An 11,423-nucleotide genomic window follows, 5' to 3' on the forward strand; every position below is an offset into this window, starting at 1 on the left:
CCGATGAATCACTCGGCGGCGGCGGCGCGCGCGTCGACGAGGAGGCGCTCGATCTCGCGGATGGTCTCGACGTCGTCGCCGACCATCTCCTTCATGGACTGGATTCGTCGCGAGACCACGAGCGCAATCTTCTCTTCGACCGTGCCGTCGGCGTAGGTCCAATAGACAGGGGCGTACCGGCCATCACGATGGCAGCGCCCCTCGATCTGCGCCATCTGGATGGCCGACCAGCGCAGGTCGTGGATGATCTCCGAGCGAGGCACGTCGTTGTGTTCGCCTTGGTGGAGCGAGATGCCCTCCTCCACGGTGAAGAGAACGACCTTCGCCTCGCCGCGCTGGAAGCGCAGGCGCTCCTTCTCGCGCGCGGCCGCCGGAATCGCGCCATGGATGCGCGCGCACGGCACGCCGTCAGACTCGAGATCCTCCGCGATCTTCTCGAGCGTCTCGATGAACGAGAGCGACACCGCGACCTGATGGCCGTTGGCGAGGAGCTCCTGAACGAGCTCCGTGGTGCCGGCCGCGCGAATGAGGGAGCTCTTCTGGCGTAGGCGGAGCGACGCGGTGAGCGCCGACTTCGGGTCGCGCCCGCGCGGCGAGAGATCCATTTCGCGACGGAACTCCGTCCAGGCCTGCTGGTAGAGCTCACGTGCCTCGGGATCGAGCTCGAGGGGCTGGAGGATGCGGTTGATCTCCGGCCATCCCGCGATGTCCTCCGGACGGCGGCGCAGGCCCGCGGCAGGACGGCCTTCGAAGAGCAGCTTGCGGACCTTCTCGCAGTCCGCCGGATTTCCGCGCCAATCCCACTTGCCGAACGCCCCGCGGGTGACGCCGAGATTCTGATCGAGGCACCACTGCTCGAAGTCCTTGAGGTCCTTCGCGCGCGTTCCCGTGATGCTGGCGAGGAGCGGCGAGAGATAGGAGAGCTCGAGCGGGTTCTGACCGGCGGTCGCCGAGAGCCAGAGCGCGAAGCCCGCATTGGCATTGAGCTTCGCGGCGAGCTTCGAGCGTGCCGCCGTCGGGTTCTTGCAGCGATGGCTCTCGTCCCAGATGATCACGTCGAGCTCGGGCGCCGTTCCTGCACGCGCGAGGCCCTTCTTCGAGCGCACCTTCTTGCGCGCCTCGGGGCTGATCTCGAAGAGCTTTCCGAGTCGGTCGTAGTTGAGGATGACGACCTGCTTGCCGCCATCCCCCATGGCTTCGACCGTGCGCCGCCAATGCGCCACGACGGCGAGCGGACACACGATGAGCACCGAGATCGCCGACTTCATGTCGAGGATCGATTGCCAGGCGCTGATCGTCTTGCCGAGGCCGACGTCGTCGGCGAGCAGGAAGCCGGCGCGCTTGGCCTTCACGGCCGCGCCGATCGCCGTGATGGCCTCCTTCTGGTGCGGCCTGGGAACGATGTTTCCACTCGGCGGCGTGGCCGTGCGCGTGGTCTCGCCGCGCAGCTCGCGTTCGACCTTCAATTCCCACGAATAGGGTTGCGCGCGGAAGGGCGAGAGCGCGCGCGGCAGCTTCTCGCCTTCGAAGACGAAGACGCTATGGTCGGCGTTCCACTTGGCGCCGCTCGCCGTTGCGACACCGCGCATCGCGAACGGAACGTCGAGGACGTGAACCGAGCTCCGAGCAGCTCCGGAAGACGCCGCCGGCGCTTTCGGTTTGGCTCTCGACCCCACGGACGTCGTGCGCTTCGCGAGAAGTGTCGCCATGCGCCAGTGAACTAGCACGGATAGTGACCGCGACGTTCGTCGGCTGCGCGCTCACGCCGACGCGCGCATCCGTGCGCCGACGCCGACTTACGTCAGGTGAGATCGTGCTTGCGCATCAGGCGGTAGACGTACGTGCGGTCGAGACCGGCCGCCTTGCTCACCGCCGAGATGTTGTGTTTGTGGATCACGAGGAGCTTGGAGATGTACTCGCGCTCGAGGTGATCGAGCCAGCGCACGCGGATCTCGCGGAACTGCTCGTCGGCATCGATTGGCGGGAAAACTTCGCCCTCGACCGGGGGAACGCCCACGTGGCGCTCGTCTTCGTGGGCCGCGAGCGCGTCTTCCGCGCCGAGGACGCGGGCGCGCGCCACGAAGTTGCGTAGCTCGCGAACGTTGCCGAACCACGGGCGGCGCTGGAGCTCGCCGAGGAGCTCGGCGCTGATGGGCCCCTTCTCCGGCAAGAAGCTCTCGACGAGAAGCGAGATGTCTTCGATGCGCGAGCGAAGCGGCGGCACGGCGACGGGAAGCACGGCGAGCCGGAAGTAGAGATCTTCGCGAAACGCGCCGGAGTTGACCATCGTGCGAAGGTCACGGTGCGTCGCCGAGAGGATGCGCACGTTGACGGGACGGAAGTTCGTCTCGCCGATGCGGCGCACGGTGTGCGACTCGAGCACGCGAAGGAGCTTCGGCTGCATCGAGAGCGGCAGCTCGCCGATCTCGTCGAGAAAGATCGTTCCGCCCTCGGCCTCTTCGAAGGCGCCGCCGCGCGAATGCGTCGCGCCCGTGAAGGCGCCCTTCACGTGGCCGAAGAGCTCCGACTCGAGGAGGTTCTCGGGAAGCGAACCGCAGTCGACGACGACGAACGGCTGCGAGCCCCGCGACGAGAGCTCGTGGATCGTCCGCGCGACGAGCTCCTTTCCCGTGCCGGTTTCGCCGTGGATGAGAACGGTCGAATCGTCGTTGGCGATGCGGGCGACGCGCGCGAAGCACTCGCGCATGGCCACGCTCTTTCCGAGCATGCCGCCCAGTGTGTGCGTGGGCCAGACTTCGACCTTGGTGGTGACCTGGCCGTAGTCGATCTTCATCTCGACGGCGCCGAAGCGCACGAGACCACCGTCGGGCACTTTCGCGTCGGTGATCTGGACCGACTGGATGAACGTGCCGTTGCGACTCCCGAGGTCGCGCACCCAGACCGTCTGGTCTTTCAGGTAGAACTCGGCGTGCAGGCGCGAGACCGTCGACTCGTCGACGACGATGTCGTTGCCGGGCGCCGCGCCGACGGCGGCGCGCTCACCGAGGCGATGGCGGTGCGTGCCGCTTCGATCGTTCCACGAGACTTCGGCCGCGAGCCGAACGATCGGCCCTTCGTAGCCGAGGGTATCGGGAAGGACTTCGGTGGTGAGGCTCTCGTCGAAACCGTGGCGGCTTGCGCCCATGCGGGGACTATAGCCGAACCGCAGGAACCGAACTCGAGCGTTCTACGCTGTTCGCCTCTGCCAACGGAGACGAGCCTTTGCGCGTTCACCTTCCCGCGTGCGGGGCTCGTCGCGAGGGGGAAGTGCGTCGAGCAAAAGACGCGTGGCCTTCTCCACCTCGTCGACCGCTCGTTCGAATGCTTCGGTCGATCCGCGCGTCGGCTTCGTCATTCCGCTGACTTTCCGAACGTATTGAAGCGCGGCCGCGCGGACCTCTTCCTCGGTGGTCGGCGGCTGGAAGTCGTGCAGTACGCGAATGCTCCGGCACATGCCCAAGACATGCGTCGGGGCGGCGGCCCTCGTCAAGGAACGGCCGCGCTGGAGGCTGGTACAATTCGAGATGGGGGTCGGGGACGGAGGTCTACAAACGTGCGCGGCCCTGGGAGCAAACCGTGCCCAGTTCGCGTTGGTTCGCCTCCCCCTAGTTCGCCGTCGGGCTGATCGAGGCGCGCTCGATACGGCCATCGGCCAGGCCGAACACCGCCTCGCCGCCCCATGCCACGTGCGAAGCGCCCTTGAGTCCGACGTCTTCGACGCGCGTCTTCTGTCCGAGGGTCACGAGCGCGGCCGTGCCGTCGGCGAAGGTGCATACGAGGCGACGACCAGAGGCTTCGAAGGCAATCGACGCCGGCGTTTCACGAACGCGCAAGCGTGCGAGCACGCGGCCCTTCGCCGGATCGAGCAGAGCAATGGTTCCGTCGTCCGATCCGGACGCGACGATGCGACCGCGCGCATCGGTGGAGAGGCACGTCACACCGAAGGCGTCGTCGTGGGCGTCGATCTCGTGGACGACCTTGCCCTCGACGACATCGACGACGAGCACGCGGCCATCGAGCCCCGTGCCGACGACGAGATGGCCGCCGACGCGCACGAGCGCGGAGATCGCGCTGTCCGAGAGCTCGTAGCTCGTCACGTGCTCGCCCGCGCCTACGTCGTAGACGTCGACGCCACCGGCATCGTTTCCGACGAACGCGTAGGTCGCATCCGCAGCGAACGCCGTCGCCGGTGCACGAAGGGCGACGGCATGCGGCGTCTTCCAGGGCTTCGTGAATCGAACGAGAACGGTCGACGTGGAGGCGACGATCGTGTCGTCCACCCCGACGTAGACGGCGGTGATGGGCTGCCCGAGCGCGACGCTCGCCGCTTCGCGCCCGCCTTCGTGGACGCGCAGTCGTCCTGATTGATCGCCGGCGACGACGATGGCTCCACGCGAAGCAATCGCCGTGACGGGCGAACGCGAGCGCGCCGTCACCCCGAGCTGCGAACGATCCCAGGCGCGAACCTCGCGACCGCTGCACGAGTAGAGCTTGTCACGCGAGAGCGCGATCGACTCGAGCGCGCCATCGTGCGCGGCGAGTGCGCCACCGGGCTCGCCCTTGTCGAGGTCGACGACCTGCACCCAACCGTCTTCGAAGCCGGCGACGATACCGCCCGCATCGGCCACGAGCCGGATGACGTTCGCGCGCACGTTCACGCGCCGAACGACCTTGTAATTCACGGCATCGACGACGACGACCCACGAGCCGAGCGCGAGCGCGAGACGCGAGGGATCGACGCGTGTGAGGCACCACGTGGAGGCCGGCTCCGTCGAGGCGAGACGCAGCGAGCCTTTGATCTCGCCGTTCTGGACCGAGAAGAAGGCGAGCGTTCCTTCTTCGTCGAGCGCCGCGAGCGTGGTGCCGGCGAGCGCGACCGCGATCCACGGACCGCCGCCCGGCGTGCGCCACTTGCTCTTTCCCGCATGCGACCAAAGCTCCACGGACGACGCGCGCGCAACGGCGACGGCGTCGGCCGAGACGGCAACGGCCACGACGGGATGATCACCTTCGGCGAACGGCGAGGGCTTCGCCTTGCCCGGGCGCACGAGCGGAAGCTGCGGCTCCTTCGGCATCGACACGAGCCACGCATCACCAAGGCGCGCCGCGCCGGCGCTCGCACGCGGGAGACGGATCTCCGACGACACCGAACCGTCGTCGTCCAGGGTTCGGAGCATCCCCTCCTCATCAACGAAGGCGACACCCTGCGCATGCACCGCGATGTGCACTGCGCGTGAGGCAGTGCGGTGCTCCCATTGCGGACTCGACGACATAGCGAGCGCACCATAGGAGCTGGTGGCCACGCTGTCGAGCGGCCGCGCTTGATCCAAAAAGGCCCGAATTTTGCTGGTCGCTAGAGGCAATGCCGTTCGGATAAGGGAACCGCGAACGGAGCTGCTCTGATGACTAGCGTTGTTCGAAGCAACTTCGTCCAGCGCCAGTCGACGGGAGGGAATGGCACAGGAAGGGCGGAAGGGCGGAAGATTCGAGGACGGTACAGAGCAGATCATCGGCGCACTCATCGAGGTGCATCGTTGCCTGGGTCCGGGACTGTTGGAGTCGACGTACGAGGCGTGTGTATGCGCCGAGCTTTCGGCGCGCGGCCTCCCGTTCGAACGGCAACGGCCGATTCCCGTTGTGTACAAGGGGGTGCGCGTGGAGTGCGGCTACCGGTTAGACCTCATCGTCGGTGACGGCGTCCTCGTCGAGCTCAAGGCAGTAGAGCGCCTCCTCCCCATCCACGAAGCGCAGGTCATCACCTACTTGCGTCTTGCCGAACTGTCGGTTGGCCTCCTCGTCAACTTCAACGCCACCGTACTGCGAACGGCCTTGCGCCGACTGACCCCTCAGCCCCCCTAACCCCTTCCGTTCTTCCGGCCTTCCTGTGCCCTCTCTCTCAACTCAGGACGGCATTGTCCCTAGAGGGTTGGAGGCCTCTATTCACACGCGACGCGTCACGCGATGCGCTGCGTCGACCTCAGAAGCAGGTCATGAGGGCGCGCCAGAGGGCGGTGACCCGCTGGAAGCGATTCTGAGGGCGAAGGGCGAGAGCCTGGCTCACCCAAGCGTCCACGTCGGGCGAGAGATCGGGCCGAAAGGCGCGCAGGCTCGGCCGTTTTTCGTCGAGCGCCGCGCGCATCAAACCAAGCGGGTCCCCGGTGAAAGGCAGGCGACCGGCGAGCGTTCGGAAGATGGCGACGCCGAGCGCGTAGACATCGACGCTCGTTCCCACGTTGGACGAGCCCTCCCTCCAGACCTCGGGGGCGAAGTAACTCGGCGAGCCGGCGACGACCTCGGGGGCGGTGATGGCCGGCGCCCGAAGGAGCTTGGCGAACCCGAAATCGAGGAGCCTCACGCCGCCGCCATGCGCTTCGGAGACGAGGAAGACGTTCTCGGCTTTGATGTCGCGATGGACGATGCCCCGCTCGTGCGCCGCCTCGAGCGTCTGCACGATGGGCTCGAACACCGCGCGTAGAAACGCCTTGTCCGCGACGATCCCGGCCTTCTCACGCGCAAGGAGGCGAACCTGCAGGTCTTCGCCCTGGAGAAGCTCCATGACGAGGGCCATCACGCCGTCGTTCGTGCGCGCTTGATGCAGGACGCGGACGGCGGCCGTTCCCTGGAGCTGAGACATCACGAGCGCTTCGCGGAACATGCGCTCGCACGCGTCGGGGTCGTTGCAGCCGAGGACCTTCAGCGCGACGTGGTCCCCGTCGATCCGGTCGAGCGCGCGATAGACGACGCCCTGACCTCCGCTGCCGAGGATGTCGAGCAGCTCGTAGCGACCCGAAACGATCTGGCCTGTGCGGCCTCGGAGCTCGGGAGTAAGCACGGCCAAATCCTAGCGCTCCCCTTCGGTGGCAGGCGTGATGACTTCGAGCGCGTGCGCAAGGGCGCGTGCTCGCGGGTGGAATTTCGGTTTGCGCGAATACGCCGACGAGAGCGCCTTGAGGGCGGCGGCGGTCGCGTCTCGTCCTTCGCCGGTCCAGGGGGTGTCGGCGAGCTTCCGCCACATGACTTTTTCGATGGCGCCTGGACGATGCGCGAGTGACGACGCGGCGCGTTCGACGATCGGCACCGAGGTCGGGTCGGTCCTCATGGCACGGACCCAGTAGGAAATGGCGGCACCCGTGCGACCGAGACTCGCGCAGGCTTCGGCCGCATCGCAGAGCGCGGCCGCACGCTCGCGCTCGCCTTTGGCCGCGGCCAGGCGCTCTTGAGCGGCCTTCAGCCCCGCGGCCCTCGTCCGGCCATTCTCCCCCATCGCCGGCCTCAGCTTGAAGACCAGGAAGGCGGCGAAGATCAGTGCCGAAATGACGAGAGGGAGGTGCCAGTCCATGACTTCCCGCGACGTGCGACTCGTGAAGTGCGCGACGACGCCCCTTCGAAATCGGCGCCCACGCTACCAGCTTTGGTCCCGAAACCAGGAATTCCAGGCCAAAGTGGCCGGTTGTCCCCGCGATCCGGTGCGCAAGACGACTTCGATCGACTCAATCTTGCGCTCTTGGCGCCCTTGCGACACGATCCGTAGACGATGAAGCGAAGGCTCGGAGCGACGCTCGCATTGCTCGTCGCGACGTTGCCACTTCTGGCTTCGTCGCAGGCGGCGGCCGACATCTACCAGTGGACCGACGCCGAGGGCGTCGTGCACTTCACGAACCGCCCCAGCACGAGCCCGGGCGCGAAGCTCTACATCAAGAGCTCGAATCCAAGCGGCAACACGCCCCGAGCCGGCGTGACCCCGTTCGCTCCGCAAGATCGCGATCTGGGGCGCTACACGCGTTACGACGAGCACATCCGTCAGGCGGCGGCCCTCTACCAGATCCCCGAGCAGCTGGTTCGCGCGGTCATCAAGGTGGAGAGCGACTACGACGCGCGCGCCGTGAGCTACGCCGGCGCGCGCGGCCTCATGCAGCTGATGCCGGAGACGGCCGAGCGCATGCAGGTCAAAGACATCAACGATCCGCGTGAGAACATCTTCGGCGGCGTGCGCTACCTCCGCGTGCTCGCCAACATGTTCAACGGCGATCTCGATCTGACCGTCGCCGCCTACAACGCGGGCGAGGGCGCGGTCATGACGCACGGCGGGATCCCACCTTTCGCCCAGACGCGCGATTACGTGGTGAAGGTCACCAAGTTCTATCGGCGCTACCGCACCATCGCCGACGTCGTCGATGCAAGCGTCGGGCAGCCCGAGCCGGTTTACGCACCGGCCTCGGTTCCCGTCGCCGCTCCCGCCGTCCCCTGAGTCGCGCGCGGCGCTCGCCCCGCGCCGTGAATCACGTGCCACCGGTGCACGGTGCGCCCACGTGGCAGGCCGAGAAGCCTCCGAGCGCGTGGTCCAGGACGATGCCCTCGAGGACGGCGGCGGCGGCGTCCGAGGGCGGCGAGTTGACCTTGGCCAACGGGATGGCCTTCGAAGCCACGCCTTTTTCGAGCTCGCAGACGAGCACGGCTGCCAGTTGGAGGATGTTCGGATCGATGATCGGGTTCGTGAAGCTGAGCGCGGCCTCGGCGACGGCGATGGTCGCGGCCTTTCCGACGGCGGCGATGACCGCGACCGTGGTCGCCATGCCGGACTCGACCACGTCGAGGATGAGCGCCAGCTGATCCATCGTGGTGGTGATGACGTCGACAATCTGCTTGCAGTCGTCGACGGCTCCACCCGAGGCGTCGGGCAAGATGCCGAGCGCGCTGCCCGTTGCCGGATCGACGACCCAGAACGCCGCCGACGAGCCGTCGCTCGCCACCACGCGATGCCAGTTCGGGTACTGGTTGAGCGCGTCGCGTAGGGTCGCGCGCTTCGCGTCCGGCAAGGCTGCGGGTAGATCGGCGAGCGCCACCGTTCCTTGAGGCAGGAGGGCGAGCGGCGCGTTGCCGAGCGACGTGAGCGTCGAGCCATGCGCGGCCATGCTCTCCGCGACGCCGATCCGGAGCGTGGCGAGCATCGTCGCGTCGAAGCACCGAGCTCCGTCCGATGTGCCGTACGCGGCGAAGCGCGTCGAAGGCAGGATGTCGAGCTTCGCCCGACTCGCCATCGGCGCAAGCGTATGCAGGGAGATGCGTGGACCGAGCTCGACGACCTTCACATCGTCGGGTTGGTACAGCGGTGGATGGGCCAGAAGAGACGTCGTGAGCGGCCGCATGGGCACGGTCTCGAGCGCGGCATACGCGGCGACGGCGTCGTTCTTGGCCGCGGCGATGGCGACGGGTTCGTAGCCAATCGCGGCTCCGAGCGCGTCGTCGAGCCAGGCCGAGAGCGTGGGCGCGCCGGCTTCGAACACGAGCCACGAGCTGCCGAGGAAGAAGTCGTGGACCGCCAGCGTGGCCGCCGCGAGCGCATCGGCGTTCGAGGGCCGAAGGCCGATGGCGACGCCGGCGAGCGTACGTTTCACGGTCATGCCGTCGACGTCGAGCTCGAGATGCACGCCGATGGCGTCGGACTCCGGCGCACGCGTCTCCGGCACCGCGTACTGCGCCGTCGCGTTCGGTCCGACGGTCACGGTCACCGTTCGCGTCGAGTTGCCCGCCGAAGGCGCGCGGTACGCCAATCGGTAGGGGGCTGACGAGCGCCTCCCACCCACTTCGGCGATGGCCGCGGTGACCGGGGCGAGGTTCGAGAGGTCGCCATCGCTCACGAATTTGCCATTGCTGGCCGCGGCGATGCCGTCGAGAACATCGCTCGCGATGGTCGGGGTCGGACCGGTCGCGCAGCCGACGGCGATGACCGGGCAACTCACGAGCGAGGAGAGTGCGCTCGCCCTCAACGCGTCGACGTCGGCGGATTTTTCGGCATCGCCGTCCGAGAAGAACACGATCGCCGTCGGCGCTGAACGCATGGCGGCGAGCAATCCACCGTAGACCGGCGACGAGACTTCGCTGATTCCGGCGAGCGCCGAAGCGACGCCGCTCGCGTCGGCAATCGTGAAGCCGTCGACGGTGGGCGCGCCGCCGAGCAGGGAGACTTGCACGCGGGCGTTCGGCATGGCCGCGAAGATGGCGTCGCCGATGGCCTTGCCCAGCGTCGCATTGGGGACGGGTTGGCTTCCGGTGCCGTCCCACAGAACGAGCACGCGTGGCCCACCGCCGTTTTCGCGAAGAACGACGGAGACGGTCTTTCCGTCCTCTTGCACGGAGAACGCGGAAGCCGCGAGCCCGGCGACGATGTTCCCCCCGGCGTCTTTGGGCGCGACCTCGAGCTCGACGAGCGGGAACGCGCGGGCGCTCGCCGTGACGGAGACGGACGCGACGCTCTTCGCATCGCCTCCCGTCACCAGCGGAACACCGCTGACGTTCGCGTCGGCGCCCATTTGCACCACGTCGCCGAAAGCGCTGACGGCCTTTCCGGTCACCGTGCTTCGGTGCACGCCGTCCGCTCCGTAGAGCGACAGCGCAGCGACGAACGACGTGATCTGCTCGGGCGTCGATTGCAGAAAGAGCGGACAGGGAAGCGTCGGTTGCGGCGAGACGCGGAGCCGCGCACCGGCGATTTCGTCGTAGCGGAGATCGCGTGCGACGAGCTCGATGGGCGTCTCCGGATCGCGAGCGCGCGTCAGCGAGACCTTCACGGAGAGCTTGCGCAGCGCATCCATCGGCGCGGCAGGCGACATTCCATGGGCCGCCGGCTCGCCGTACACCGCGTCGGGGAGGAGGGTGTTCAAGTAGACCGTGCTGCCCCCGTCTTGGAGAGCGACGAGAGGCATTCCGAAGAGATCCGGAGCCGTCGGCACGGTCGCATTGCCCGCCGGGAGAACGGGGCGCAGCCGATCGAACACCTGTTTGGCCTTCAGACCATCGGGGTCGAGCACCGTGGGCATCGTCGTGGCATTGCCCGAGGAGCCGCCGGGCAGAGGCGCGGGCTCGAACGGAAGCTCGATCGCGCGACCGAACGCGATCGCCGCCGCGTTCGGTGCATTCGTGGCGCCGTCGGGATCACCACGCACCACGCTTGCCGTGAAGCCTGCACGAGCAAGAAGTGCAACGAGGAGCTCGGCGCGTTCGCGCGGCGTGCCCGCGCCGATCCGTAGCACCGAGTCCGGGCCGAATCGCACCGCCGTCTCGATGCTCTCGAAGCGCGTTAGCGGGGGCAGCGTGCGAATCGAATCTCGAACGAAGGCGAAGAGCGCTTTCGGATCTTTCGTCGCGACGAGCGCGTCGGCGCGAGCACGAAGATGATCGGGACTCTGCGCGATGGCGGCGCGCAGCTGACGCCAGAGATCGAAGATCCCTCCGCTCGTCCCATCTCCCGCGTCGGCCGCGGGAGCGACCGCACCGGCTGGCGCGTCGTCTCCACCGCAACCGGCGTAGGCAACGGTGAGTGCTCCGAGAACGGACTCGAGAAACCGCCGACGTCCAAGCATTCACAGAAGGCTAGCGTCCCCTGCTTCAGGCGCACTGCATCCGAACGGATGACAGGCGATCGG

9 protein-coding genes are annotated in these 11,423 nt (G+C 67.5%); 2 read left to right on the top strand and 7 right to left on the bottom strand.

The annotated features are described in order from the left end of the window. Positions 1–8: 8 nt before the first annotated feature. The 4 genes from AKJ09_RS12640 to AKJ09_RS12655 form a co-directional block, all read right to left on the bottom strand. Positions 9–1,709, bottom strand: a complete 1,701-nt coding sequence (locus AKJ09_RS12640) for an SNF2-related protein (RefSeq protein WP_146647446.1) — start codon at positions 1,707–1,709, stop codon at positions 9–11. A 92-nt stretch (positions 1,710–1,801) separates the two neighbouring features. Next, positions 1,802–3,145 (bottom strand): sigma 54-interacting transcriptional regulator, encoded by a 1,344-nt coding sequence (locus tag AKJ09_RS12645; RefSeq protein WP_146647447.1) that lies wholly within the window; start codon positions 3,143–3,145, stop codon positions 1,802–1,804. 42 nt (positions 3,146–3,187) lie between these two features. Then, complete coding sequence (locus AKJ09_RS55935; RefSeq protein WP_338035030.1) at positions 3,188–3,649, bottom strand: DUF2277 domain-containing protein; 462 nt, start codon at positions 3,647–3,649, stop codon at positions 3,188–3,190. Continuing rightward, positions 3,606–5,177, bottom strand: coding sequence for a WD40 repeat domain-containing protein (locus AKJ09_RS12655; protein ID WP_146647449.1), 1,572 nt, complete (start codon positions 5,175–5,177; stop codon positions 3,606–3,608). The genes AKJ09_RS55935 and AKJ09_RS12655 overlap by 44 nt, the downstream gene beginning before the upstream one ends. Positions 5,178–5,454: 277 nt before the next feature. Here AKJ09_RS12655 and AKJ09_RS12660 point away from each other — a divergent pair, with 277 nt between their 5' ends. Then, positions 5,455–5,859: a GxxExxY protein gene (locus AKJ09_RS12660; protein WP_146647450.1), complete on the top strand. Its 405-nt coding sequence runs from the start codon at positions 5,455–5,457 to the stop codon at positions 5,857–5,859. A gap of 118 nt (positions 5,860–5,977) precedes the next feature. On the opposite strand, the gene AKJ09_RS12665 is transcribed toward AKJ09_RS12660, so the two are convergent. Together AKJ09_RS12665 and AKJ09_RS12670 are read right to left on the bottom strand one after the other, a co-directional pair. Further along, positions 5,978–6,832: a serine/threonine-protein kinase gene (locus tag AKJ09_RS12665; RefSeq protein WP_169927484.1), complete on the bottom strand. Its 855-nt coding sequence runs from the start codon at positions 6,830–6,832 to the stop codon at positions 5,978–5,980. Between the two features lie 9 nt (positions 6,833–6,841). Beyond that, on the bottom strand, positions 6,842–7,339 hold the full coding sequence (locus tag AKJ09_RS12670; RefSeq protein WP_146647452.1) for a hypothetical protein: 498 nt from the start codon (positions 7,337–7,339) through the stop codon (positions 6,842–6,844). 195 nt (positions 7,340–7,534) lie between these two features. On the opposite strand from AKJ09_RS12670, the gene AKJ09_RS12675 reads away from it, so the two are divergent. Further along, positions 7,535–8,248, top strand: a complete 714-nt coding sequence (locus tag AKJ09_RS12675) for a lytic transglycosylase domain-containing protein (protein ID WP_146647453.1) — start codon at positions 7,535–7,537, stop codon at positions 8,246–8,248. Positions 8,249–8,279: 31 nt separating this feature from the next. On the opposite strand, the gene AKJ09_RS12680 is transcribed toward AKJ09_RS12675, so the two are convergent. Beyond that, the gene (locus AKJ09_RS12680; RefSeq protein ID WP_146647454.1) at positions 8,280–11,360 is read right to left on the bottom strand and encodes a hypothetical protein; all 3,081 of its coding nucleotides are present in this window, start codon (positions 11,358–11,360) and stop codon (positions 8,280–8,282) included. Between the last annotated feature and the right edge of the window lie 63 nt (positions 11,361–11,423).

Origin of the sequence: Labilithrix luteola (assembly GCF_001263205.1) — a bacterium.
In the GTDB taxonomy this organism is placed as follows: domain Bacteria; phylum Myxococcota_A; class Polyangia; order Polyangiales; family Polyangiaceae; genus Labilithrix; species Labilithrix luteola.

What these genes read in the sequence shown, in the direction of transcription:
- AKJ09_RS12670 (WP_146647452.1), bottom strand. Translation starts at nt 7,339, where the DNA reads ATGGACTGGCACCTCCCTCTCGTCATTTCGGCACTGATCTTCGCCGCC.
- AKJ09_RS55935 (WP_338035030.1), bottom strand. Translation starts at nt 3,649, where the DNA reads ATGGCCGTATCGAGCGCGCCTCGATCAGCCCGACGGCGAACTAGGGGG.
- AKJ09_RS12645 (WP_146647447.1), bottom strand. Translation starts at nt 3,145, where the DNA reads ATGGGCGCAAGCCGCCACGGTTTCGACGAGAGCCTCACCACCGAAGTC.
- AKJ09_RS12675 (WP_146647453.1), top strand. Translation starts at nt 7,535, where the DNA reads ATGAAGCGAAGGCTCGGAGCGACGCTCGCATTGCTCGTCGCGACGTTG.
- AKJ09_RS12680 (WP_146647454.1), bottom strand. Translation starts at nt 11,360, where the DNA reads ATGCTTGGACGTCGGCGGTTTCTCGAGTCCGTTCTCGGAGCACTCACC.
- AKJ09_RS12655 (WP_146647449.1), bottom strand. Translation starts at nt 5,177, where the DNA reads ATGCTCCGAACCCTGGACGACGACGGTTCGGTGTCGTCGGAGATCCGT.
- AKJ09_RS12640 (WP_146647446.1), bottom strand. Translation starts at nt 1,709, where the DNA reads ATGGCGACACTTCTCGCGAAGCGCACGACGTCCGTGGGGTCGAGAGCC.
- AKJ09_RS12660 (WP_146647450.1), top strand. Translation starts at nt 5,455, where the DNA reads ATGGCACAGGAAGGGCGGAAGGGCGGAAGATTCGAGGACGGTACAGAG.